This is a genomic window from Pseudomonas abietaniphila (assembly GCF_039697315.1).
Taxonomy (GTDB): domain Bacteria; phylum Pseudomonadota; class Gammaproteobacteria; order Pseudomonadales; family Pseudomonadaceae; genus Aquipseudomonas; species Aquipseudomonas abietaniphila_B.
Genome location: NZ_CP155619.1, coordinates 1,304,353 through 1,329,438 on the forward strand (window position 1 = coordinate 1,304,353; position 25,086 = coordinate 1,329,438).

General features: G+C 61.3%; 23 protein-coding genes. 9 read left to right on the forward strand and 14 right to left on the reverse strand.

All coding sequences use genetic code 11. The features are described from left to right. Positions 1-98: 98 nt before the first annotated feature. From ABDX87_RS05760 to ABDX87_RS05795, 8 genes are all read right to left on the reverse strand, one after another. Positions 99-692, reverse strand: coding sequence for a nucleotidyltransferase family protein (locus ABDX87_RS05760; protein WP_346832007.1), 594 nt, complete (start codon positions 690-692; stop codon positions 99-101). A 122-nt stretch (positions 693-814) separates the two neighbouring features. Next, on the reverse strand, positions 815-1,834 hold the full coding sequence (gene murB, locus ABDX87_RS05765) for a UDP-N-acetylmuramate dehydrogenase (protein WP_346832008.1): 1,020 nt from the start codon (positions 1,832-1,834) through the stop codon (positions 815-817). 46 nt (positions 1,835-1,880) lie between these two features. Further along, the gene (gene kdsB / locus ABDX87_RS05770; protein WP_346832009.1) at positions 1,881-2,645 is read right to left on the reverse strand and encodes a 3-deoxy-manno-octulosonate cytidylyltransferase; all 765 of its coding nucleotides are present in this window, start codon (positions 2,643-2,645) and stop codon (positions 1,881-1,883) included. Then, a complete protein-coding gene (locus ABDX87_RS05775; RefSeq protein WP_003174668.1) occupies positions 2,642-2,827 on the reverse strand; it encodes a Trm112 family protein in 186 nt (61 codons plus the stop codon). Before ABDX87_RS05775 ends, kdsB begins: the two co-directional genes overlap by 4 nt. A gap of 17 nt (positions 2,828-2,844) precedes the next feature. Beyond that, positions 2,845-3,840 carry a tetraacyldisaccharide 4'-kinase gene (lpxK, locus tag ABDX87_RS05780; protein WP_346832010.1) on the reverse strand — a complete coding sequence of 332 codons (996 nt, stop codon included), beginning with the start codon at positions 3,838-3,840 and terminating at the stop codon, positions 2,845-2,847. Further along, complete coding sequence (locus ABDX87_RS05785; protein ID WP_346832011.1) at positions 3,840-4,271, reverse strand: ExbD/TolR family protein; 432 nt, start codon at positions 4,269-4,271, stop codon at positions 3,840-3,842. Before ABDX87_RS05785 ends, lpxK begins: the two co-directional genes overlap by 1 nt. Beyond that, complete coding sequence (locus ABDX87_RS05790; RefSeq protein ID WP_074757729.1) at positions 4,268-4,942, reverse strand: MotA/TolQ/ExbB proton channel family protein; 675 nt, start codon at positions 4,940-4,942, stop codon at positions 4,268-4,270. The genes ABDX87_RS05785 and ABDX87_RS05790 overlap by 4 nt, the downstream gene beginning before the upstream one ends. 83 nt (positions 4,943-5,025) lie before the next feature. Further along, the gene (locus ABDX87_RS05795; RefSeq protein ID WP_346832012.1) at positions 5,026-7,242 is read right to left on the reverse strand and encodes a DNA internalization-related competence protein ComEC/Rec2; all 2,217 of its coding nucleotides are present in this window, start codon (positions 7,240-7,242) and stop codon (positions 5,026-5,028) included. Between the two features lie 154 nt (positions 7,243-7,396). Between ABDX87_RS05795 and ABDX87_RS05800 the strand changes: the two genes are divergently transcribed. Beyond that, positions 7,397-7,912 carry a DUF2062 domain-containing protein gene (locus ABDX87_RS05800; RefSeq protein ID WP_346832013.1) on the forward strand — a complete coding sequence of 172 codons (516 nt, stop codon included), beginning with the start codon at positions 7,397-7,399 and terminating at the stop codon, positions 7,910-7,912. A gap of 158 nt (positions 7,913-8,070) precedes the next feature. On the opposite strand, the gene ABDX87_RS05805 is transcribed toward ABDX87_RS05800, so the two are convergent. From ABDX87_RS05805 to ABDX87_RS05815, 3 genes are all read right to left on the reverse strand, one after another. Then, positions 8,071-8,850, reverse strand: coding sequence for an ABC transporter permease (locus ABDX87_RS05805; RefSeq protein ID WP_346832014.1), 780 nt, complete (start codon positions 8,848-8,850; stop codon positions 8,071-8,073). Continuing rightward, positions 8,847-9,779: an ABC transporter ATP-binding protein gene (locus tag ABDX87_RS05810; protein WP_346832015.1), complete on the reverse strand. Its 933-nt coding sequence runs from the start codon at positions 9,777-9,779 to the stop codon at positions 8,847-8,849. The genes ABDX87_RS05805 and ABDX87_RS05810 overlap by 4 nt, the downstream gene beginning before the upstream one ends. Before the next feature lie 203 nt (positions 9,780-9,982). Then, entirely contained in the window at positions 9,983-10,606 is a 624-nt protein-coding gene (locus ABDX87_RS05815) for a glutathione S-transferase family protein (RefSeq protein WP_346832016.1), read from the reverse strand. A gap of 235 nt (positions 10,607-10,841) precedes the next feature. Between ABDX87_RS05815 and ABDX87_RS05820 the strand changes: the two genes are divergently transcribed. The 4 genes from ABDX87_RS05820 (at position 10,842) to ABDX87_RS05835 (ending at position 15,615) form a co-directional block, all read left to right on the forward strand. Then, positions 10,842-13,286 carry an acyl-CoA dehydrogenase gene (locus ABDX87_RS05820; RefSeq protein WP_346832017.1) on the forward strand — a complete coding sequence of 815 codons (2,445 nt, stop codon included), beginning with the start codon at positions 10,842-10,844 and terminating at the stop codon, positions 13,284-13,286. A 260-nt stretch (positions 13,287-13,546) separates the two neighbouring features. Then, positions 13,547-13,750 carry a hypothetical protein gene (locus ABDX87_RS05825; RefSeq protein ID WP_346832018.1) on the forward strand — a complete coding sequence of 68 codons (204 nt, stop codon included), beginning with the start codon at positions 13,547-13,549 and terminating at the stop codon, positions 13,748-13,750. Positions 13,751-13,869: 119 nt separating this feature from the next. Beyond that, positions 13,870-14,280 carry a PA2817 family protein gene (locus tag ABDX87_RS05830; protein ID WP_074757713.1) on the forward strand — a complete coding sequence of 137 codons (411 nt, stop codon included), beginning with the start codon at positions 13,870-13,872 and terminating at the stop codon, positions 14,278-14,280. A gap of 246 nt (positions 14,281-14,526) precedes the next feature. Continuing rightward, on the forward strand, positions 14,527-15,615 hold the full coding sequence (locus tag ABDX87_RS05835; RefSeq protein WP_346832019.1) for an LLM class flavin-dependent oxidoreductase: 1,089 nt from the start codon (positions 14,527-14,529) through the stop codon (positions 15,613-15,615). An 82-nt stretch (positions 15,616-15,697) separates the two neighbouring features. On the opposite strand, the gene ABDX87_RS05840 is transcribed toward ABDX87_RS05835, so the two are convergent. Together ABDX87_RS05840 and ABDX87_RS05845 are read right to left on the reverse strand one after the other, a co-directional pair. Then, positions 15,698-16,498 (reverse strand): class II aldolase/adducin family protein, encoded by an 801-nt coding sequence (locus ABDX87_RS05840; RefSeq protein ID WP_346832020.1) that lies wholly within the window; start codon positions 16,496-16,498, stop codon positions 15,698-15,700. A 123-nt stretch (positions 16,499-16,621) separates the two neighbouring features. Beyond that, positions 16,622-17,527 (reverse strand): LysR family transcriptional regulator, encoded by a 906-nt coding sequence (locus ABDX87_RS05845; protein ID WP_346832021.1) that lies wholly within the window; start codon positions 17,525-17,527, stop codon positions 16,622-16,624. Positions 17,528-17,718: 191 nt separating this feature from the next. On the opposite strand from ABDX87_RS05845, the gene ABDX87_RS05850 reads away from it, so the two are divergent. From ABDX87_RS05850 to ABDX87_RS05865, 4 genes are all read left to right on the forward strand, one after another. Then, on the forward strand, positions 17,719-18,327 hold the full coding sequence (locus ABDX87_RS05850; protein ID WP_346832022.1) for a cysteine dioxygenase: 609 nt from the start codon (positions 17,719-17,721) through the stop codon (positions 18,325-18,327). Beyond that, complete coding sequence (locus ABDX87_RS05855; RefSeq protein ID WP_346832023.1) at positions 18,324-19,904, forward strand: rhodanese-related sulfurtransferase; 1,581 nt, start codon at positions 18,324-18,326, stop codon at positions 19,902-19,904. Before ABDX87_RS05850 ends, ABDX87_RS05855 begins: the two co-directional genes overlap by 4 nt. A gap of 117 nt (positions 19,905-20,021) precedes the next feature. Further along, positions 20,022-21,032 carry an ABC transporter substrate-binding protein gene (locus ABDX87_RS05860; protein ID WP_346832024.1) on the forward strand — a complete coding sequence of 337 codons (1,011 nt, stop codon included), beginning with the start codon at positions 20,022-20,024 and terminating at the stop codon, positions 21,030-21,032. A 78-nt stretch (positions 21,033-21,110) separates the two neighbouring features. After that, positions 21,111-22,319 carry an acyl-CoA dehydrogenase family protein gene (locus tag ABDX87_RS05865; protein ID WP_346832025.1) on the forward strand — a complete coding sequence of 403 codons (1,209 nt, stop codon included), beginning with the start codon at positions 21,111-21,113 and terminating at the stop codon, positions 22,317-22,319. A gap of 395 nt (positions 22,320-22,714) precedes the next feature. On the opposite strand, the gene ABDX87_RS05870 is transcribed toward ABDX87_RS05865, so the two are convergent. Further along, positions 22,715-25,003, reverse strand: a complete 2,289-nt coding sequence (locus ABDX87_RS05870; RefSeq protein WP_346832026.1) for a molybdopterin guanine dinucleotide-containing S/N-oxide reductase — start codon at positions 25,001-25,003, stop codon at positions 22,715-22,717. Positions 25,004-25,086 lie beyond the last annotated feature (83 nt).

A 25,086-nucleotide genomic window follows, 5' to 3' on the forward strand; every position in this document is an offset into this window, starting at 1 on the left:
CAGTGAATGAAAAGCCCCGCCTGTTGCGAAACAGGCGGGGCTTTTTTATGAGCGCGAATCGAGGTGGGATGGGGCTGCAGCCCCTGATCCAGCGCCTTCTACAATTTGAAATTCAACGCCGCAGGCACGTCCACATCCCAAAGGACGCCGGGATCTTCAACCGGCAGCTCTATGACAGTGGCGCCCTTGAACAGCCGCTTGGCACCCTTCTCTCCCGCTAACGACATCAGGGCGGGACCAAACCCTCGACCGAACCCGACAGGATGGCCAAACACCCCCTCTCGAACAGGCACGCTGATAGAATCGTCCTCCAGCGAATTGACCACCCGCTTGAGGGTATCCGCATGGATGAAAGGCATGTCCCCAAGAACAATCAACCAGCCCCGATGATCAGGCTCCGCCGCCACGGCGGCGGCAATGCTGTCGCCCATGCCTGGGGACTCCAGCACCACAACCTCACAGCCATGCAGCAACCCCAATTCGGCGACGCTGCAATAATGAGGGCGGGTCAGGAGCACGATCTTGTTGACCACAGGCCTCAGTCCAACAAGCACATGCTCCAGCACCGAGCGCTCTATACCGTCTCGCCCCTTGCATTGCGCCAGCAATTTGTTGCGATGGGCCCCGGCGATCTGCCGGTAACGGCTGCCAAGCCCGGCCGCCAGGACGATGGCGCACACAGTGTCACTCATGCGTAACCTCGAATGGGAGATGTCTCGCATCGGAAATGCAAAGGGCACGCCATCACTTCAGCCTCGTGAAAGGCTGAAGTGTAATGGGTTTTGAGAGAGACGAGAGAAGACGCAAGCACACCTCAATAGAGGTTAGGCTCCATCTCCAGCGTCACACCGAAACGTTCGAGGATGTCGGCTTGAATCCGCTGCGCCAACGTCAGCAGCTCCCGCCCGGTGGCCGAGCCGTAGTTGACCAGCACCAGCGACTGCAACGCATGAACGCCCGCATCGCCTTCACGAAAGCCTTTCCAGCCTGCCTGCTCGATGAGCCAGCCTGCCGCAAGTTTCACCTGGCCGTCAGGTTGTGGATACGCCACAAGCTCCGGATGGGTCTGCTTGATACGCTCAGCCAGCTCAGCAGGTACAACCGGGTTCTTGAAGAAGCTCCCGGCATTGCCCAGCACGGCAGGGTCGGGCAGCTTTTCACTGCGAATCTCACAGATCGCCCGGCTGACATGCATCGGCGTCGGCTCGTTGATGCCCTGCTCCTGAAGACGCTGGCGCACCGGGCCGTAATCCAGATGCAATCGGGCGGCGAAACTCAGCTTGAAGCGCACCCGAAGAATCAACCAGCGACCGGTCTGGTGCTTGAACACGCTGTCGCGGTAACCGAACGCGCAGTCCGCCAGGGAAAACTCGCGCAATTCGCCGTTTTCCCGATCCAGCGCCACCAGGCTGTGGAACACGTCTTTGAGCTCAACGCCATACGCGCCGATGTTCTGCATCGGCGCAGCACCCACCGTGCCCGGGATGAGACTGAGGTTTTCCACGCCCGACAGACCGCGCGCCAGCATCTCCTGGACGAACGGATGCCAAGGCTCTCCCGCCTCAGCCTCGACGATCGCAGCACCGCAGTCTTCGTGCGTGATGCGAATGCCCCGGCTGGCCATGCGCAGCACCAGCGCGTCGAGATCCCTACTCAACAGCAGGTTGCTGCCGCCGCCGATGACCAGCAGTTCAACCTTGTGCGCCGCCGCGTACGCCAGCGCCTCGCGGACATCACTGTCGTTATGGGCCTCGGCAAACAGTCGAGCCCGTACATCGACACCAAAGGTGTTGAAGGGCTTGAGTGAAACGTTGGATTGAATCTGCAGGCTCATGCAACCACCTGCCCGAAGAGCACCTGAGCATTACACCCCATGGCCGTCAAACCTCCAGCAAACGCCTGACGCGTTCCAGGTCTTCGGCGGTGTCGACGCCGGCGGGCGGCGCTTCCACTGCATCAGCGACGTGAATCCGCACGCCATGCCACAAGGCTCGCAACTGTTCGAGGTTTTCAGTGTTTTCAAGCCAGCAAGGGCCCCAGCTCACGAAGTCATGCAGGAAACCGGCGCGGTAGGCGTAGATGCCGATATGTCGACGGTAAGGCACACCTTCGGGCAGTTCGTCACGGCTCCTGGCCAGCGCATCGCGCGCCCAGGGCAGCGGCGCACGGCTGAACGTCAGCGCCAGGCCATTGAGGTCGGAACAGACCTTGACCACGTTCGGATTGAACAGCGCTGTCACATCGTCGAGGGGTTCAGCCAGCGTCGACATGCGCGCTTCAGTGTGCGCGGCGAGGTTGTCGGCGACCTGATCGATCACGGCGGGAGGGATCATCGGCTCGTCGCCCTGGACGTTGACCACGATGGCGTCGTTGGTGAGCCCGAGCAGCGATGCCACTTCGGCCAGCCGGTCGGTGCCCGAATTGTGATCGTCGCGGGTCATCAACACTTCAGCGCCGAACGCCAGACAGGCGTCGACAATGCGTTGATCGTCGGTGGCCACCACCACACGCTCCGCGCTGCTTTTGCGCGCCTGCTCCCAGACGTGCTGGATCATGGGCTTGCCAGCGATGGTTTTCAGCGGTTTACCGGGAAAACGGCTCGAACCGTAACGTGCAGGGATAACAACGGTAAACGCTGCAGTCATTTGTCCAGACGCTCATCAGTGGTCAGGGTGCGTGCCTCGCTTTCCAGCATGACCGGGATGCCGTCGCGGATCGGGTAAGCCAGGCCGGCACCCTTGCTGATCAGCTCGGTTTTGTCGGCGCTGAGCTTGAGCGGACCTTTGCAGATCGGGCAAGCGAGGATGTCGAGCAATTTGGTGTCCATAAGAAATCCTGAGCGAGTCATGGCAAAAGCCGGGTTAACTGCGAATCGAACCAACTGACAAAGGCCGGAGAAGGCACGGCTTCAACGACCAGGTACCACCAGTCGGGGGCCGCGAAGGCTGCGCATTTCACGGCATCTTTTTCGGTCATGACCAAAGGCAGGACCGGCGTGAACGCCAGCGCCTGTGCACTGAACACGGCGTGATCGGCGAACGCATGTGGAACAGGCCGCCAGTGTAGTCCTTCGAGGGTATTGAAGAAACGTTGCGGATTGCCGATACCCGCCACCGCGTGAAGCGCTTGCCCGGCCGGGAAGTAATCCACGGGGCGATGCTCGCCGCTCAGCAGATTGACCAGCGCAGTGGGCTGCAATCTGAAGGCGTAACCGTCGTCACGGTCTTCGCTGGCGCCGTTGTACAGCAAGGCGTCAACGCTCTCCAGACGCTCGACTGGTTCACGCAAGGGACCGGCCGGCAGGCAACGGCGATTGCCCAGCCCGCGCGCGGCGTCGATCAGCACCAGTTCAAGATCCCGATCCATCCGGTAATGCTGCAAGCCATCGTCGGAAAGAATCAGGTCGAGCGGCTCTTCGGCGAGCAATCCGCGCACCGCCTGCGAACGATCGGGGTCGATCATCAGCGGCACGCCGGTGCGTTTGACGATCAGCAAAGGCTCGTCCCCCGCCTGATCGGCAGACTGCTGGGCGGTAACACGCCACGGAAGGCTCGGCGGTCTGGCGCCGTAACCACGGCTGACCACGCCCACGCGCAGACCCCGACGACGACAGTAATCAATCATCCAGAGAATCAGCGGGGTCTTGCCGGTGCCGCCGACCGTGATGTTGCCCACCACGATCACGGGCACAGGGGCTTTGTAGATGTCGCCCTGCCCGGCCACGAAGCGCGCACGCTTGTTGTTGACGACGCGGCGGTACAAAGCTTCGAGCGGACGCAGCAGCGTCAGCGCCGGATGGCCTTCGTACCATGCGTCAAGCAAGCGATCGGTGAGTGCCATCAGTTAGCCGAGGCGGCCTCGACAGTGGTCATGCGCAAGTGAGCGAAACCCAGCTTGCCCGCAGCGTCCATCGCGGTGATGACCGACTGGTGGGGCGTCTTGCCGTCAGCGCTGATGGACAACGGCAAGCTGGTGTCTCCCCCCGATTCCTTCTGCAAGGCGTCGATCAGGGTTTCCAGTTTGCTGTCGGCCAACAAGGTGTTGTTGACCGAATAGGTGCCTTCGGCGTTGATCGTGATATCGACGTGTTTTTTGTCGACATCGTCGGCCGACGCGCCGGTGACCGACTGAGGCAGGTCGACGCGCATCTGCGTTTCACGGGTGAAGGTCGTGGTGACCACGAAGAACAGCAGCAGAATGAACACCACGTCGATCAGCGACACCAGATTGATGTCGATGGTCTCCCGAGGCTTGCGGCGGCGGAATTTCACTTCTTGCGACCCTCGCCGCGTGCGGCAGCCTTGAGGTCAGGCTTGGCGTCGGTCAGATCCACGTCACGATCGCCTTGCACCACTTCCACCAGTTTGATCGCTTCCTGTTCCATGCCGACCACCAACTCGTCGACGCGGTTTTGCAGGTAGCGGTGGAAGAAGATGGTCGGGATCGCGACGGTCAGGCCGGACGCCGTGCAGATCAGCGCCTTGGCGATACCACTGGCCAACATGCCCGCGTTACCGGTCATGCCGGTGCTGGTGAACGAACTGAAGATGTCGATCATGCCCAGCACGGTGCCGAGCAGACCCAGCAGCGGGGCCATGGCGGCGATGGTGCCAAGCGTGGCGAGGTAACGCTCCAGCTCGTGAATCACCCGGGCGGCGGCTTCCTCAATGCACTCCTTCATGATCTCGCGACCGTGACGGGAGTTGGCCAGGCCGGCCGCGAGAATCTCACCCAGCGGGGAGTCGGCGCGCAGTTCCTTGAGCTTGTCGCTGCTCAATTGTTTGTCCTGAATCCAGCGCCACACCTGACCGAGCAGATGCGGCGGCGTAATGCGGCTGGCGCGCAAGGTCCACAGACGCTCGATGATGATTCCGACGGCGGCGATGGAACTCAAAATGATCGGTAGCATCATCCAGCCACCAGATTTGACCAGCTCCCACACAGCGACCACCCCCTGAAAAAAAGTGGCGCCACTCTAACATAGGGCAGTCGGCTCGCCGAACCTGTCGATGAATATCCGACCATTCACTCACGCCAGAAGCGTCTTTCCCTACGCTCGGCGTCCACGCCTTCGAACCTGCCTAATTGCAATGTGATAGCACCCAGTTCAGCGCTGTCGTAGGTTTCAACGCCGAACCAGCGATAGCGAGACATCACCAACGGATGCGGGTGACCGAACGCATTGTTCCGGCCTCGGGAGATCAGCACGCCCTTAGGAGAGACCGCCTGCAGCAGCGCCTTGGACGATGAACTCCGGCTCCCGTGATGAGGCGCTTGCAACCAGTCGGCACGCACATCAAAACCCTGCTCCAGCATCGCCCGCTCGGCAGGAACGTCGATGTCTCCCGTCAACAACAAGCGTTCACCCTTCGCGTCGACACTCAGCACGCACGATGCCTGATTGCCCTCCGCCGCCTGCTCCCAGATCCAGGTGGAAAACGTCACCTCGTCCCAGGCCCAGGTTTCACCGTTGCGGCAGGGCTCGACAGGCAACTCAGCCGGCATCCGGGCAGCGTCGCCCGCCAGGATTCTGCTCACGGGCAGTGCCTGATGAATCGCCGGGGCCCCGCCGGCATGATCGGCGTCGGCGTGACTGAGCAGCATCATGTCCAGATGCCTTATTCCTGCACGACGAATCGCGGGCAAGACCACGCGCTCGCCGATGTCGAACTCGCCAAAGCGCGGTCCGGCGTCGTAGAGCAGCGTGTGTTCACGAGTTTGCAACAGAATCGCAAGCCCTTGGCCGACGTCCAGTTGCAGCACTTCAACTTCACCTGAAGGAATGCGCTCCTGCGGGACAAACACGCAGAGCAGCAACAGGGGCCAACCCAGTGCGCGCAATGGCACGCCGCTGGGTAATAAAAGCAGCAGCGCTCCCAGCAGGCACAATGGCCACACCCAGAACGGCGTCGTCGGGCCGGTCCATGCCGGTGCCGCCTCGGCCGCGATCGCCAGAACGACGAACAGCGCGTTCATCGACCCGCCCGCCAGCCAGAGCAAGCTCTCGCCTAGCCACGGAACGGCCAGAAAAAACGTGCCGAACAGCGCCAGAGGCAGGATAAAAATGCTGACCCACGGCACCGCGAGCAGATTGACCAACGGGCCGCTCACGCTGACCGGCAGGTTCAAAGCCAGCAAGACCGGCAAGAGCCCGAGGGCGATCAGCCATTGCGCCCGAGACCAACTCTGCAGCCAACGCCAGGCGCCCAGACGTCCGCCAAAGATCACCATCAGAATGCCGACGGCCACGAACGACAGCCAAAATCCCGGACGCAGGCTGATCAACGGCTCGACAATCAGCACCAGATTCAACGCGATCAGCATCGGCCAGATCGCACCCAGGTGCCGAAAGCGCAACCGCCACAGCAACACCAGCCCGAGCATGACGCAGGCTCGCTGTACCGGAACCTCGAAGCCTGCCAGATAGCCATAGGCCAATGCGCCACTCAAGGCAAGTACGCAGGCCGACGGTAACCAGGGCAGCACGCGTGGCCATAGCCCCCATCGCGCCAGCCCGGCCACCAGCCCATACAGCAACCCGGCCAGCAAACCGACATGCGTGCCGGAAATCACCAGCAAATGGACCGTGCCGGTGTCCTGCAACACTTGCCAATCGGCTGGACTCAACCCTGAGTCGTCGCCCAGCACCAGCGCGGACAAACCGCCCTGCCGACCCTGAGCATCGACGGCCAGCAAGCGTTGACGAATCGTGTCGCGCCACGAGTGGGTTGTCGCCCTGAGTAACTGGCCATCCACCACGGTGCCCGTCGCGCCAATACGCTGCGCCAAGAGCCACGCCTGATAGTCGAACGCACCGGGATTGGCCAGGCCGCCAGGGCGCTTGAGTTTCACCGCCAGCCGCCAGTGTTCGCCGCTTTGCACGGCAGGCCCGCCGTACCAGGCAATGCGCAGCTGCCCAGGCAGCCGTGTTCGGCGAGACACCGGGTCTTGCAGCTGAAAACGGACCACTCCGTCAACGGTATGTGGCAAACCGACGACCTTGCCTTCCAGCCATAGCGTCTGGCCATCGAGGCGTTCGGGCAGCCGATCATCGAGCGCGGATTTGGCGGACACGCAGCCCCACGTCACCCCGAAGAGAAAAAACGCCACCGGATACGTGCGAAACGGCAGCAGCATCAGGGCGACGATAGGCATCGCCACCATTAACCAGACCGGCGGTAATGCCGGTAAAAAACGCAGGACGAGCAGTCCCAGTGCAAGCGCCAGCATCCCTGTGCGCATGAGGCTTTCCTTGTCGACGGTTGAAATTCACCCTCAATGACTTAGCGCACTGACCGGGACACGCATTTATTAATTGTCACAATGTCTGAATTTCCATCCGTCACTATCCATGCATACTTGCCCGAGTTTTCCCGCCCAGCCCCCGGAATCCCGTATGCCACGCCACCTGATCAAGCGGTACATGCCCGATCCGAACAGCATCCGGGAACACAAATCCTTACGCTTTCTTGGCCGCCTGCTGCATGACCCTAACCTCTGGCACCTGAATCGGCACTCGGTTGCGAGGGCCATGGGCATTGGCTTGTTTGCTGCGTTGATGCCAATGCCCCTGCAGATGTTGCTGGCCGCGGTGCTGGCCATTCGCGTGCGCGCCAACCTGCCGATTGCGGTCAGTCTGTGCTGGCTGACCAACCCGCTGACGATGCCGCCGGTGTTCTATTGCACTTATAAGATTGGTGCGCTGCTGATGGGTTTGCCGCCGCGCAGTTTTCCGGACGAGATGAGCTGGGACTGGATCAGCGGTCAGCTGTCGACGTTGTGGCAGCCGTTTTTGCTGGGGTCAATGGTGGCGGGCGTGGTGCTGGGCGTGGCGGGGTATTTCGGGACGATGGCGTATTGGCGATGGTGGGTCGGGCGGCAGTGGAAGCGCCGCAAGGCAGAGCGTCGCTAGCATAAACGCGGGGAAACACGACGGTGGGAGTGAGCTTGCTCGCGAAAGCGGATTGGCTGGCACCGTTAATGGGACAGATGTACTGGCCGCTTCATCGCGATGCCGCCCAGACCAGGCTCACTTCCACAGGAGCGAGCCTGGCTGGTAAAGCGATCGGGTTATTGCCGCATCCCGCGACCACTCACCAGCAACCGCGCACAGCCCAGGTACAAGACGATGGTCGCTACGACCATGAACGTCAGGGCGATGCTGATCTTGATGTCGGACACACCCAGAATCCCGAAACGGAACGCGTTGACCATGTGCAGCACCGGGTTGGCCAGCGAAACGGTCTGCCAGAACGGTGGCAACAGGTTGATTGAGTAGAACACCCCGCCCAGGTAGGTCAGTGGTGTCAGCACGAAGGTCGGGATGATTGAGATGTCGTCGAAGTTGCGGGCGAAGACGGCGTTGATGAACCCCAGCAGCGAGAAAATCGTTGCTGTCAGCACGACCACCACAATCGTCACACCCAAATGGTGCACCTGCAGGTCGGTGAAGAACATCGACAGGAGGGTCACGATGACGCCCACCATCAGGCCACGCAGCATGCCGCCCAGGGTAAAACCGATCAGGATGGTGTGCGGGGACACCGGTGAGACCATCAGCTCTTCGATCGAACGCTGGAACTTCGCGCCGAAGAAGCTGGAGACGACGTTGCCGTAGGAGTTGGTGATCACTGACATCATGATCAGGCCCGGCACGATGTACTGCATGTAGGTGAACCCACCCATGTCGCCGATCTGGCGACCGATGAGGTTACCGAAGATCACGAAGTACAGGACCATGGTGATCGCTGGCGGCAGAAGCGTCTGCGGCCAGATCCGCATGAAGCGACGGACTTCGCGATAGACAATGGTGTTCATCGCGACCAGGTTGGGGCGCAGCTCCGAACTCATACCGCCACCTTCGACAGATTTTTTTCGACCAGACCCACGAACAGCTCCTCGAGGCGGTTGGTTTTATTGCGCAGGCTCAGCACCTGAACGTTCTGCAACGCCAGTTGACCGAACAGCGCCGTGATGCCGATGGTTTTATCGACCTGCACTTCCAGCGTGTGGCTGTCCACAAGCCGCGACGGATATCCGGCCAGTTGCGGCGCGGTCTGCATCGGGTCCTTCAGGTCCAGCAGGAAGGTCTCGACGTGCAGCTTGTTCAGCAGCGTCTTCATGCCGGTGTTTTCGATGATTGTGCCGTGGTCGATGATGCCGATGTTGCGGCACAGCTGCTCAGCCTCTTCCAGGTAATGCGTGGTGAGGATGATGGTGATGCCTTTCTGGTTCAGCTCGGTGAGGAAGGTCCACATCGAACGACGCAGTTCGATGTCGACGCCCGCCGTCGGCTCGTCAAGGATCAACAGGCGCGGCTCATGAATCAGTGCGCGGGCAATCATCAGACGACGCTTCATGCCGCCCGACAACGAACGCGACGGCACGCTGCGTTTGTCCCACAGTCCCAATTGCGTCAGGTACTGCTCGGCGCGTTCCTTGGCGATCTTCGGCGGGATGCCGTAGTAACCGGCCTGGGTCACCACGATGTCGAAGGTCTTTTCGAACTGGTTGAAGTTGAACTCCTGCGGCACCACACCGATCGAGCGCTTGAGTTGCGCCGGGTTGCGATCAAGGTCGTTGCCGAAGATGTTCACCGTCCCCGTGGTCTTGTTGACCAGGGTGGAGATGATGCCGATGGTGGTGGATTTGCCGGCACCGTTAGGGCCGAGCAACGCGAAGAAATCACCCTCGGCGACGTCCAGATCGATACCCTTCAGGGCCTGGAAACCGTTGCCGTAGGTCTTGGTTAGCTGCCGGATGGACAGAGCTGAACTCATGACTGAAAACACACCAATAAAAGGGAAAAAGGAGAAATAACCGAATACAAAAGCGTGATCGCCACACCGGTCTCGGTGTCGAAAAACGTCTACCTCTGAAACAAACTGTTGCAGACGCGGCGCACTCGGCAATGTTGCTTGCCGACGCCGCGCAAGTACAGCGAAGTCTATTGATAGTAGTTATTAATCTAACGCTGTCAGCTTCATGTGAGCTCGGTCATCACCGCGGTCCGATAGGCCGGACGCTGTTGCAAACGCTCGTACCAGGCTTTGAGGTGGGGCAGGTCCATGCGTTCAATCGGCATTTCGAACCAGGCGTAGATAAAGCTGCCGAGGGGAATATCGCCCGCTCCGAATGCCTCGCCCGACAGATAGGGCTGACCCGCCAGTGCCTGGTCGACGATGCGCAACAGCCCTTCAACCGCAGCCTTTGCCGCATTGATCTGCGCCCAGTCCTGCTGCTCGGCCGGTGTGCGCAACACACCCCAGAACACGGTTTTGAAAGGCGCGGCGAACGTCGACGTGGTCCAGTCCATCCATTTGTCTTGCCGGGCGCGCGCTTGAGGGCTGGCCGGGCAAAGGGCCGAGTCCGGCGCGTACTGGGCCACCAGGTAACGGACGATGGCGTTGGACTCCCACAGCACGAAGTCGCCGTCTTCGATCATCGGCACCACACCGTTGGGGTTTTTGGCCAGGTACTCAGGCTGATTGTTGAGACCGAACGCACCGCCTGCGTTGATCGCCTCATACGCCAGCCCTAACTCTTCTGCGACCCACAACGCCTTGCGGACGTTGGACGAATTCTTGCGGCCCCAGATCTTCAACATGGTGCGTATTCTCCTGTGCGCGACCTCGCGGGTCGTTGATCAACGGGATTAGTGGCATATGCCTGTGGGTCGCCAGTCTACCCCGAGATGCGGGTGTTCGAGCCACAACTTCACGCGCATCGGCCAGCCCTCGAACTCCCATGACAGCGTGGGGTCACTATCGATGCGCGGGCCAGAGCGATTTGCCCGCCTTTTCGATGGCGCTCACGTTCGCCATCCTCATGGAGGGCTGTTTATGCTGTTGTTGTGGATCGTGGTTCTGGTGATCGGCGTGGCCTGGCTGGCCCATCGGCGTGTCGCCTCCTTCCCTGCCCTGGGCATCGTGGCGGTGTATCTGTTGGCGATGGGGGCGTTCAGTCATGCTCACGGCTGGATGATCATCCCGTGGGCACTCTGGTTGGCCGTGGCACTGCCATTGGCCTTGCCTGACCTGCGCCGCAAACATTTCAGTGCGCCAATGTTCGCCTGGTTTCAGAAGGTTCTGCCGCCGATGTCGGAAACCGAGCGCGACGCCATCGACGCCGGGACGGTCTGGTGGGATGGCGAGCTGTTCAGCGGCCGGCCTGACTGGAACACCCTGCTGAGCTATCCGAAAAGCCAGTTGACCGAAGAAGAACAGGCCTTTCTCGACGGCCCGACCGAGCAGCTCTGCGCCATGGTCAGCGACTGGGAAATTGGTCAGGCCATGGACCTGCCGCCCGAGGCCTGGGCGCACATCAAGGAACACAGTTTCTTCGCTCTGATCATTCCGAAGGAATATGGCGGCAAGGGTTTCTCGGCCTACGCCCACTCGCAGGTCGCGATGAAACTGGCGACCCGCAGCGGCGACTTGGCGTCTACGGTCATGGTGCCCAACTCACTGGGTCCTGCCGAACTGCTGTTGCATTACGGCACCGATAAACAGCGCAATCACTACCTGCCACGCCTGGCCCGTGGCGATGACATTCCCTGCTTCGCGTTGACCGGCCCCCTGGCGGGTTCGGACGCAGGCGCGATGCCCGACACCGGGATCATCTGCAAAGGCGAGTGGGAGGGTCAGGAAGTCATCGGCCTGCGCCTGAACTGGGAAAAACGCTACATCACCCTGGGACCGGTCGCGACCCTGCTCGGCCTGGCCTTCAAGGCGTACGATCCTGAGCATTTGCTGGGCGAAGAAGAGGATCTGGGCATCAGCCTCGCGTTGATTCCAACCGACACCCCAGGCGTGGAAATCGGCCGTCGCCACCTGCCGCTGGGCGCTGCCTTCATGAACGGCCCCAACGCCGGCAAGGACGTGTTTATCCCGCTTGAGTACCTGATCGGTGGTCAGGACATGCTCGGCAAGGGCTGGATGATGCTGATGAACTGCCTGTCGGTAGGCCGTTCGATTTCCCTGCCGGCGGTGGGCACGGGTGCTGCGAAATACACCAGTCTGGTCACGGGTCAGTACACGCAGATTCGCGAGCAATTCAACGTGCCGCTCGCCGCGTTCGAGGGCATTCAGGAGTCACTGGCGCGCATCGGCGGTAATGCGTGGCTGATGGACAGTGCGCGCATGTTGACCGCCAACGCCGTGGACCTCGGGGAAAAGCCGTCGGTGCTCTCGGCTATCCTCAAATACCACCTCACCGAGCGTGGCCGCGAGTGCATCACCCATGCGATGGACGTGCACGGTGGCAAGGGCATCATCATGGGCCCGAACAATTACCTGGGTCGCTCGTGGCAAGGGGCGCCGATCTTCATCACCGTGGAAGGCGCGAACATCCTGTCGCGCAACCTGATGATCTTCGGCCAGGGCGCGATCCGCTGCCATCCGTTCGTGCTCAAGGAAATGGCCCTCGCCGGGCGTGAGGACAAGGAGCGCGCCGTCGTCGAGTTCGATGATCTGTTGCTGCAACACATCGGCTTCGCGGTTCGCAACGCGGCCAGCACGCTGGTACTCAACCTGGGCCTCGGTCACTTCGAGCACATGCCGGGGGATCGCCTGAGTCAGGGGTATTTCCGCGCCCTGAATCGTCAGGCCGCCGCGTTCGCGATGCTCGCCGACTTGAGCATGATGCTGCTGGGCGGCGAGCTGAAACGACGCGAGCGTCTGTCGGCGCGCCTGGGCGATGTGTTGAGCCACCTGTACCTGGCGTCCGCCGCGCTCAAGCGCTTCCACGACCTGGATTATCCAGAGTCGCTGGTTCCGCTGTTTCGCTGGTCCATGGAAGAAGCGCTGGGTGAATCGGAGCGGGCGCTGGACGAACTGCTCAGCAACTTCCCGAACCGAGTGCTCGGCGCGCTGTTGCGGGTCATCGTGTTCCCGTTGGGTCGTCGTCACAAAGGTCCGTCGGATGCACTGGATGCTCAAGTCGCCGAGATCCTCGGCCGTGGCAAGGGTGATCCGGCGCTGGAATCAGTGCTTGCCGGTTGCTATCGCCCGATGTCGGAAAGCGACCCAGTGGGAGCGTTGCAACATGCAGCGGACCTGCTGACCGGCGCAAAGACGCTGCACGGCAAGCTGCATCACGGGCTCAAGAGCGGTCAGGTGAAAGCTGCGGGCGGCGAGCATGTCATCGATGCGGCGTTGAACGCAGGCGTGCTGCAACCCGCCGAAGCCGAGAAACTGCGCACGGCGGAAGCGGCGCGTCGGAAAGTGATCGACGTGGATGATTTTGATAAGGAAGAACTGAAACCAGCGGAAGGCAAGGTCCGGTAACGGCCGAATTGTAGGAGCGAGGCTTGTCCCGCGATCGGCGACGCAGTCGTCGTAAAACTCGTGCTATGCGGTATCCTCGATGACCGCGTCATCCGGTTTTACTGCCGCTGCGCGTCAGATCGTCCGGATGCGGCCCAGACACAAGCCACGCTCCTACAAAGTGAGAGTGATGTTCACCTGGCCCAACGCTCTAGCCTGCACTTCCCCGCAACCTGTCCTACACTCCCCCGTAACAACAAGAAAACACCAGGGGACGCATCATGATCGATCACCGCATGACTCATCGCTGCCTGCTTGCTGAAATCGCCTCGGGGGAGGACCTTCACAGCGGCAAACCCACACAGACCCTGCAGACGCTGATACTCATCGGCTTCATCACCTGCCAACCGAGTCACGACCGCAGCTTTTCTCACCTCGCCTTGACCGAAGCCGGGCACCGTTACCTGGCCGGCTTATGGCATTGATCTGACGTCCGGTCGACAGACGCGTCCAGCCCTGTCGACCACCAGTCCTCATTGGGGTATCGGTCACCGCCGCCGGGATCTATACTCCCGCGCCTGTTTTTGTCTCTGAGGACTTCATCATGGCCGACGCCAATCTCGACCGCACTCTCAACCTGCTGGCGCACCTGCGCGGCATTCTGGTCGCGCTCGGTGAAGCCGAACAGGTTCCCGAAGAAAGTCATGCGCTGTTTCTGGAGCGCTACGACGAGCTGATGTTGCTGCTGCCGGTGGAGCCCATCGAAAGCCAGTATCTGGGTCAGGACCTGCTCTGTCAGGTGATCCAGCGTTATCCACAAATCGCTCATCTGGTGCCACGCGACCTGCTCTGGTACTTCGGCGGCGACTGCCTGCATTTCATGCCCGACGAAGAAATCGACCTGTACACCGCGCTGGAAGAGCGCCGCTTCGAGGCCGAGGAGAATGAAGAACCGTTCGACTGGGACCAGGAAAAGCAGCTGCTGGCGATGGGTCAGGATGGCCCTCGACACTGAGTCACCGTGAATGGAAGTCGCGGGCACAGGACGCACTCGTCGCCTGAGCCCGCGACTCGCTTCGCCCCTCAAAGATCAACTTCTCTGATCTTAACTACGCGTTAAATGCATTGTTTTTATAATTAGCTTAGCGCCAAATCGAATTTCACAGCGCTGCCTCATGCCCTTATGTTGCTGACTCGACACGCGCAAATGCTCCGCGCGCCCTCGATTGATCCAGACGACTGTCAACATAAGGAATTGCCCATGAGCGTTGAATTCATCGGCTACATCGCCACGCAACCTTTCTCGGAAATTCACCCGCGCAGCGGTCAGCCGGTTCAGCCGCAATACGTTGAACAGGTCGCACGCGCCCATGAAGAAGCAGGCTTCGACCGCGCGCTGGTGGCTTACCACTCGGACAGCCCGGACAGCGCGTTCGTGGCCGCTTACGCCGCCAGCGTGACGACGAAACTGAAATTCCTGATTGCTCACCGCCCCGGCTTCATTTCCCCTACGGTCGCCGCGCGGCAATTGGCGACCCTGGACGTCTTCAACGGTGGCCGCACAGCCGTGCACATCATTACCGGTGGCGATGACCAGGAGCTGCGGGCGGACGGCAGCTTTATCGGCAAGGACGAGCGTTATGCGCGTACCGATGAATACCTGAGCGTTGTGCGCCAGGAGTGGACGGCGGAAAAACCCTTCGATCATCACGGCACCTATTACCAGTTCGAGGGCGCTCATTCGCAGGTGAAGTCGCCACAGAAGCCACACATTCCACTGTATTTCGGGGGCGCCTCGCAGGCAGCCCTTGAGGTCGCGGGGAAACACGCCGATGTGTATGCCTTGTGGGGCGAGACCTACGAACAGGTCAGGGACATCGTCAAACAGGTTCGCGCCGAGGCGGCGAAGCACGGGCGTACCGTCCGTTTCAGCCTGTCGCTGCGACCCATTCTGGCCGAGACCGAAGAAAAGGCCTGGGCCCGCGCCGACAGTATTCTGGAACGCGCGAAGTCATTGGCACAGGCCTCGGGTTTTGAGCGTCGCGAGCCGCCCAATGAAGGATCGAAACGTTTGCTGGAAGCCGCCGCCAAGGGCTCGCGCCTGGACAAACGTCTGTGGACCGGCATTGCGGGCCTGCTGGGCGCGAAAGGCAATTCGACGTCGCTGGTGGGCACGCCGGAACAGGTGGCTGAAGCCCTGCTCGATTACTACGACCTGGGGATCACCACCTTCCTGATCCGTGGCTTTGACCCGCTGGAAGATGCCATTGACTACGGCAAGAGACTGATCCCGCTGACCCGCGAACTCGTTGCCAAACGTGAGCAAGAGAAGAACGAAAAGGTGGCGTAAACCGTCCAGCGCAGACCCCATCCCCATGTGGGAGTGAGCAAGCTCACTCCCACTGATGCCGCGTTGGCAGAATGGCTAAGCGCTATTCCCTGTAACCCGTCCCCTGCCGATCCAGCTCGCGGATCAGCGCATTCCAGTGCCGTATCACGCCCGGCCCCGTGCCGCTCTTGAACACCTTGGCCTGCTCCTCGACTTTCTTCACCACGTCTTCGGGCGGGAAGATCAATTCGGCGTGGCCTGCCGCTTGGGCCGCGATCTGGATGTTGCAGGCGTATTCCAGATTGTGCAGTTGCTGAAAGGCGTGTTCGACACTGACGCCCGCCGTGAGCAAGCCGTGATTGCGCAGGATCATCACGCTCTTGTCGCCCAGATCGGCAACCAGGCGCTCACGCTCTCCCAGATCCTGAGCGATGCCTTCATAACCGTGGTAAGCCACACGCCCGGAGAAGCTCAGCGAATGCTGGGAGATCAACAGCAACCCGTTCTTCTGCGCCGACACCGCGATGCCATCGCGCGTATGGGTATGCAACACGGCCAGCAGATCGGGCCGCGCCGCATGAATGGCGCTGTGGATGACGTAACCGGCGTGGTTGATGCCAAGCCCGGTGGGGTCATCGACAATGGTGCCGTCGATGTCGACCTTCACCAGATTGGAGGCCGTGATTTCGTCGAACAACAAACCAAAGGCGTTGATCAGGAAATGCTCGTCCGGCCCCGGGACGCGGGCTGAAAAGTGCGTGTAGATGTGATCCGTCCAACGCTTGAGCGCGGCAATGCGGTAAGCCGCCGCAAGCTTGACCCGCACGTCCCACTCTTCGGGGCTGACCCGATCGCGTACGTTGTCGACACCGGATGGAACGGGTAACGAACTGACATTGCTCATGCATGACTCCCTGTAGGTCTTGAGTAGACGCGTCGAGGGAGCCTATGCGGGCCCGAAAATGTTTAAAAATCACATTTTCTTCTAAGCTAATTATCAAATTTTTTTATTATTTGTGCGCCCGTCTCATGCCGCTGCCCGGGATTGCTTCAGCGCATCCGCGACTAACTGACCAAACGAGGCGACCGGCGCCTGCAGGTTGCCGAGAAAGCGTGGATAAATAAGCCACAGGTCCATGACGGGCCTGAAATCCTTGAGTGGCATGACCGCAAGCAGATCACGGTGTGCGCTGCGCTCCAGCAGCGGGCGAGGCACCAGACCCAACCCCATGCCGTCAGCGACCAGGCCCAATTGCAGCTCGGTGCCAAATGTTTCCAGGTTGACCTTCAGGCTCAGCCCTTGATCTGCCAGCGTGCGCTGAAGGCCTGCGCGGAATCCGCACCCGTCCGGATTGAGGACAAAGCCTTGCTCGTAGCAGTCGGCCAGCTTGACCGGCTTTTTCGGCAAACGGTCTTTGGTGCAGACGACCACCAGCTCCATCTTGCCGATGGACTCACCGATGATGCCTTCCGGGAAAATTTTTCCCGCCGGAAACAACGCAGCCGCCGCATCGAGCTCACCGTTCTCGATCTTGCCGATCAAATGACTGCCCCACCCTGTGACCACCTGAGCGCGCAGATCCGGGAACTGTCCGCGCAGGTGCTTGAGCGCGTCGAGCAACACGACATCGCCGATGGTCTGTGGCACGCCCAGGCGCAACAGCCCGCTGGGCGGCGTATCGCTGGCGACCAGCTCTCGCAGCGAGTCCATTTCACGCAGGATCGACAGGCACTTCTGATACACCTGCAGCCCCATCGGCGTGGGCTTGAGCGGCTTGGTGTTGCGATCGAACACTTCGATGCCCAACGCCTGCTCGAAATTCTGCACCCGACGGGTGATGGCCGGCTGTGTCAGGTCCAGCGACGCCGCAGCGTGGCTGATCGACTGACAGCGAATCACCGCCACGAAAGCATCGATATCATCAATTTTCATTCGGTTCGCACATGGAAAATAAGGAACAAGATAGGCAAAAAGCATAATTCCAATCGCCCCGACTGGATACCCCAAGTACCAGCCGAAGGGTTATCAAATACCTTTTCGTTATAACCTAATCATCAATAAATAGCATATTAATCGCCAGCATTATGCTTATATTGAGTCTTGGAATTTGCAGCGGAGCTGACATGACTCAACCCCGACACCCCGAACGCCTAAGGGCTTTCATTGGCGCATTGGCGGAACTGATCGACAGCCACCCCGGCGAAGGTGACCTGCTGCACCGCGGCGGCAAGTTGCTGGGACAACTGGTGCGCCACGACGACTGGCTCCCCGATGAGTTCGCGGTTCCCGACCCGACCCGCTACCAACAATTTCTGCTGCACGCCGACTCCCGTCAGCGGTTTTCGGTCGTCAGCTTTGTCTGGGGACCTGGTCAGAGCACACCCATCCACGATCATCGGGTCTGGGGGCTGATCGGCATGTTGCGCGGCGCCGAGTTCTCACAGGGTTTCGCCCGCGGCGCGGATGGGCGTCTGGAAAAGGAAGGCGCGGCGATAAGGCTTGAACCGGGTCACGTCGAAGCGCTGTCGCCGCACCGCAACGATATTCATCAGGTCAGCAACGCGTTCGCGGATCAGGTCTCCATCAGCATCCATGTCTACGGCGCCAACATCGGCGCTGTGAAGCGTGCCGTCTACCAGACTGACGGCAGCGAAAAACTGTTCATCTCCGGCTATTCGAATGCCCACCTCCCGAACATCTGGGACCTGTCCAAAGAGAACCTAGCCCAATGACCACCAACACACGATCATTTGCCGATATTCGCGCTGCCCTGCTCGCCCATGAAGAAGTCGCGCTGGTGGATGTGCGCGAAGAGGCGTCTTTCGCCGAAGGTCATCCGCTGTTCGCCGCCAACATCCCGTTGTCGAAACTGGAGCTGGAGGTGCTGTCGCGCATCCCGCGTCGCGACACCGCGATCACCCTCTACGATAACGGTGAAGGCCTGGTGCAACCCGCCCTCTCCCGCCTTATCGAGTTGGGCTATAGCGATGTGAAGGTGCTCGAAGGCGGCCTGCAGGGCTGGCGCGATGCGGGCGGCGAGCTGTTTATCGACGTCAATGTGCCAAGCAAAGCGTTCGGTGAACTGGTCGAACATCATCGCCACACACCGTCCCTCGCCGCCGAAGACGTGAAGCAACTGCTCGACAGCAAAGCCGATGTGGTGGTGCTCGATGCCCGCCGTTTCGACGAATACCAGACCATGAGCATTCCGACCGGCGTCAGCGTGCCCGGCGCTGAACTGGTGCTGCGCGCCCGCGAACTGGCGCCCGATCCCAAGACCCGGATCATCGTCAATTGCGCCGGGCGAACCCGCAGCATCATCGGCACTCAGTCGCTGGTGAACGCCGGTCTGCCCAATCCGGTTTCTGCCCTGCGCAACGGCACCATTGGCTGGCTGCTGGCAGGGCAGACGCTGGATCATGGCCAGGCAAGACGCTTCCCCGCGGTGAGCGACACAACCCTTGAAGTCGCCCGGGCCGACGCCCGCACGGTGGCCGACGCAGCGGGAGTGAAACGCGCCACCCGACGTGACCTGCACACCTGGCAGTCTGAGCTGACGCGCACAACGTACCTGTTCGATGTGCGCACGCCGGAGGAATTCGAGGCCGGTCATTTGCCAGGCGCGCGCTCGACGCCGGGCGGGCAACTGGTGCAAGAAACCGATCACTACGCCAGCGTACGCGGGGCGCGAATCGCCTTGGTCGATGACGACGGCGTACGTGCCAACATGTCCGCCTCGTGGCTGGCGCAACTGGGTTGGGAAGTGTTCGTGCTCGACGACCTCGCGTCTCGGGACTTCAGCGAAACCGGCGCCTGGAACGCCCCGATCCCGACGCCCTGGCAGGTCGAGGAAATCAGCGCCGATACATTGCGCCAATGGCAGCAGCATGGCGGTGTCGCCGTGCTCGATTTCACCGCCAGCGCCAACTACGTGAAGCAGCACATTCCAGGCGCCTGGTGGACGCTGCGCGCCGACCTGTCCAACGCGCTGCGAAAAATCCCTGCCGCTGACCGCTACGTCCTGACCTGCGGCAGCAGCAAACTGGCGCGGCTGGCCGTGCCTGAAGTCGAGGCCCTTACCGGTAAACCGGTGTTTCTGCTCCGCGACGGCACCGCCAGCTGGATCGCGGCCGGTTTTGAACAGGAAAGCGGCGAAACCCACCTCGCCTCCCCGCGCATCGACCGCTACCGACGTCCGTATGAAGGCACCGAGGCGCCCCGCGAAGCCATGCAGGCTTACCTGGACTGGGAGTTTGGTCTGGTCGAGCAACTGGGACGCGACGGGACACATGGGTTTCATGTGATCTGAGCAGCGCGCCGTCGACAGAAACACTCATCAGAACGCTAAAGAATCTGAAGGAATGACGTCCGGCGCAGGACCCTGCGCCGGACAGTCCCCCTCGTTAAACGCATGGAGCCTCGTGTCATGTCAGCCTCAATCACCCCACGGCTACGCGCCAAATCACTGCTGCTCGGCACACTGCTGGCGCTTTCCCTTAGCCACAATACCCACGCGGCCGAAGCGCTGCAGCCTTTGCTCGTCGCCAATCAGAAATCGGCACTGAAAACATTGCTGGAGGTCTCCGGCGAATTGAAAGACGTGCCTTACGAGATCAAGTTTTCCGAATTCCCTTCCGCATCTCCCCTCGGCGAAGCGCTCAATGCCGGCGCCGTAGACGTCGGTGCGTTAGGTGACGCGCCTTACGTGTTCGCGCTGGGGGCCGGCGCGTCGTTGAAGGTCATCAGCATCACCCACGTCAACGGTCGCTACACCACCGCGTTGATCGTGCGCAACGATTCGCCGATCAAGTCCGTGGCCGACCTCAAGGGCAAACGCATCGTCACCGGGCGCGGTTCCATTGGCCATTACCTGGCGATTCGGGCGCTCAATGAAGCGGGTCTGAAGACCAGCGATGTCAGCTTCGTGTATCTCCTGCCGAGCGAGTCGCGGCTCATCCTCGACAACGGGGATGCCGACGCCTGGGCGACCTGGGCGCCCTATACCACGGTCGCGACGCAAAGTGGTGCGCGGATTCTGCCCAACGGGCCGGACCTGTTGACCAATCACTCCTACGTCGCTGCCACCAGCAAGGCCATCGCCGAAAAACGCGTGCAGCTGGATGATTTTGTCGTGCGACTCGATCGCGCCTATCGCTGGGTCAACGCCCATCCGAAGGAGTACGCCGCCGCACAAACCAAGGTCACCGGTTTGCCACTCGAGGTGCATCTGGCGGTCAACCAGGACACCAAAATGGAACGCGTAAGCATTGATGACAGCGTCATCAAGGGCCTGCAGAACACCGCTGATATCTATGAGCGCGAGGGCATCCTGAACAAGCATGTCGACGTGTCCCATGGCTTCGATCCGGGTTTCAATGCCATTCGCCTGGCCGCTGAGCAAGCCGCCGAGCAGACCAACCCACAAGCGGTGCGCTAAGCGAGCGATTCAGGAGAGCCATCGGATGAGCCCAGCGTTTCAACCCCCAGTCAGCGTTTTCGCTGTGAAGGTCCCGACATGAATGCAGGACTGAATCGACAACCGGCCGAATTCGCCGTTATCGAGCCCGCCCGCGCGAGCGTCAATGAGCCCAGTGAAGCCTTCCTCGCGCGTTTGCAGGGCATCACGGAGCGCCTCGCCCAGACCGCCCAGCGCTATGACGACAGCGGCGAATTCCCACACGATAATTTCCGTCTGCTGCATGAACACGGCCTGCTCGGCATGACCGTTCCTCGGGCGCTGGGCGGCGGCGAAGCGGACCTTGCTCAGGCACAGCAGGTCATCAGCGCCGTGGCCCGTGGCGAGCCGTCCACTGCGCTGATCCTGGTGATGCAATACCTGCAGCACGCGCGCCTGGCCCTGACGCCGAACTGGCCCGAACACCTGCGTCGGCAAGTGGGGCTGGATGCGGTAAACCACGGCGCCCTGCTCAACGCACTGCGTGTCGAACCCGACCTAGGCTCGCCTTCTCGTGGCGGGCTGCCTGCCACAACGGCTCGCCGCACCGCCGAAGGGTGGCGGATCAACGGGCGGAAGATTTATTCGACTGGCAGCCATGGCCTCACCTGGTTCAACGTCTGGGCCCGCAGCGACGATGACGATCCGCTCGTGGGCGTGTGGCTGGTGCGCAAAGACAGTCCCGGCGTGCGCATTGTCGAGGACTGGGACCATCTGGGCATGCGTGCAACGTGCAGTCACGAGGTCGTGTTCGACGAGGTGCTGGTGCCGCTGGATCACGCGGTCAACGTCGGCCCCTCGAGCGCGGCACAGCCAGAGCTGGACGCGTCGGGCCTGCTGTGGATGTCAGTGCTGCTGTCGTCGGTCTATGACGGCATTGCGCACTCCGCCCGCGACTGGCTGGTGCAGTTCCTTGAGACACGCACACCGTCGAATCTCGGCGCCTCGCTGTCGACCTTGCCGCGTTTTCAGGAAGCGGTCGGGCACATCGACACGCTGTTGTTCGCCAACCGCACACTGATCGAGTCCGCCACCCACGGCCTCACGCCCGCCAGCCATGCGGCGCAGATCAAATACCTGGTCACGTCCAATGCCATTCGTGCCGTCGAGCTCGCGATTGAAGCGACCGGCAATCCTGGCCTGTCGCGCAGCAACCCCTTGCAACGGCATTACCGCAACGTGCTCTGCGGACGCGTACACACTCCGCAAAATGATGTGGTGTTGCAGGGCGTGGGCAAGGCCGTGTTCGCGGCGCGCAGTAAGGCTTGAGTGAAAACGCTCCACGCTGCGAGAGTGGGCTTGGTCTGGGCGGCGTTCGACGGAGGCGGTGGGTCAGCAGCATCCTCGGTGAATGAAACACCGCGTTCGCTGCCGTCGTAACCTCCGACGTCTCCCACAGGGACCGCGTCCACCCCTGAAGCCGTAGTGTTGTAGCGTGTCGGCAATGCGTATTTACGGCGCGCAGTAAGGCTTGAGTGAAAACGCTCAACCCTGTGGGAGTGAGCTTGCTCACGAAGGCGGTGGATCAACCGATGAAGATCTGTCGGATGCATCGACGTCTTCGTGAGCAAGCTCACTCCCACAGGTCACCAGGCATCGTCCCATCCGGCGATCAACCCACCTATACGCCAGGCGCCCGACTGAGACAATCCGGGGGTGTCCGGCTAAACCAGCATCTCCGGCGGCACAAAAGCGGTGATTGGCGGTAACGCTCCCAGCCACTTTTCGACTTCGACCGACGCTGTCTGTGCCGAGCAGCCTTGGGACAGTCGAGATGAACCCATGTCCTCTGTCACCACGTTGGGATTACCGTGTTTTTCGAGGCTGTGCGGTTGCCCTTTGACCAGTGGGTCGAACCAGGCGCCTGTCGCGATCTGTGCGACGCCCGGCCGGATGTTGTCGGACACGATGACACCGGCCAGGAAGGCCCCTCTCGCGTTGAACACCTTGACCACATCGCCATGGGCAATGCCCCGCTCCTCTGCGTCCTGTCGATTGAGCGTCAAAGGCTCACGTCCCTGGATTTTCGATGCCTGACTGTAGGCGCCATGATCGTATTGACTGTGCAGACGCGTTTTCGGCTGATTCGACAGCAAATGCAGTGGGAATGCCGTCGGCGATCTGTCCAGCCAGACCGGATGCCCCGGGCAATCGGCGTACCCGAAACCGGCAATCCGCTCGCTGAAAATTTCGATCTTGCCCGAGGGCGTCGGCAATGGATGAGCCTGCGGATCGTCGCGGAATGATTTGAGCAGGACATTATCCTGCGCCGGATACTCGATCTCGAAAACGCCGTCGCGCCAGAACGCCTCGAAGTCAGGCAACGCAATGTGAAATCCGTCAGCGCGCGGTCGCGACTCTTCATAGAGAAACTGCAGCCACTGCGCCACGTCACGACCTTCGGTGAAGGTGTCTTCAAATGCCAGACGCCGCGCCAGATCCGCCAGAATCGAATAGTCGTCCCGGGACTCGCCAATGGGCTCGATCGCCTTCTTCATGGCGATCATGTAGCGGTCTGACGCAGCGCTGCCAATGTCGTCGCGCTCCAGCGCCGTGGTCGCCGGCAGCACGATGTCTGCGTATTTGGCCTGGGCGGTCCAGTATTGCTCGTGAACCACAATGGCTTCCGGTCGCTGCCACGCCTCCAGCAGGCGATTGAGGTCCTGGTGGTGATGAAGGATGTTGCCGCCGGCCCAATACACCAGCCGAATGTCCGGGTAGCGCAACTGCTGACCGTTGTAATCGAAAGAAGCGCCGGGGTTGAGCAACATGTCGCAGACCCGCGCCACCGGAATGAACGCCTTGACCGGGTTCACGCCTTGTGTCAGGCGTGGGCCGGAGAACGCCTTGCGACCGCTGCCGGTGTTGTTCATGCAGCCATACCCCAGGCCGAAGCCACCGCCCGGCAGGCCGATCTGGCCCAGCATGGCCGCCAACGTGACGGTCATCCAGAACGGCTGTTCGCCATGCACCGAGCGCTGAAGCGAATAGGCCACGTTGATCATCGTCCGCTTGCTGGCCATCTCCCTGGCAAGGCGGATGATCCGCTCGGCCGGCAGGTCGGTCAGCGCAGCCGCCCAGGCCGGCGTTTTGGCAACGCCGTCGGGCAGACCCCGCAGGTACTCGACGAATCGCTCGTGGCCCACGGTGTAGCGGCGCAGGAAATCCTCGTTGCAAAGGCCCTCTTCCACCAACACCCAACACAACGCCATCATCAGCGCCGTGTCGCTGCCAGGCCGTATCGCCAGCCACTCGTTATGCACAGGACCTTGCAGGTCATCGCGCAGCGGGCTGACATTGACGAACTGCACGCCGGCCTGCGACATCCGTTCAATAGCGCCCGGCACCAGATGATCGCTCGCGCCGCCCGGACTGCACTGGGCGTTTTTAAGCGGCAACCCGCCAAACGCCACAAACATCTCACAGTGTTCTGCCAGGTTTTGCCAGGACGTGTGAGCCGCCAGCAGCCAGTCCATATTGCCGACGATGTGCGGCATCAACACGCGCCCGGCGCCGAGGCTGTAGCTGTCGACACTGGAGACATAGCCGCCGAATCCATTGAGGAACCGATGCAGTTGGCTCTGCGCATGATGAAAACGCCCCGCACTGCCCCAGCCGTAACTGCCGCCGAAAATCGCGGTGTTGCCGTGCTCGCCTTTGACGCGGGCCAGTTCACTGGCGACCAGATCGAGCGCCGTGTCCCAGGACACCTCGACAAAGGCCTCCTGCCCACGCAGGTGCGGGTTTCTCAGTGCCGGATGATCGGCAAAGCGCTCCAGAAAACTGCGGCGAATGGCCGGGCGGCGGATGCGCGTCGGTGAGTCGATGGCGCCTGGAATCGAATCGCCGATGGGCGACGGATCGGCGTCCCAGGCAACCGGCTCCATTGCCTCCAGCCGCCCCTCCACCACCCGTGGGCGATAAGCACCCCAATGCAACGACGTGAAGCCCATGATCCAATCACTCCCGAGTCTCATGGCAGAGGGCCGCAGCAATCACAACACTGCCACCGACCCGCCGCCCAACTGCCGTTACC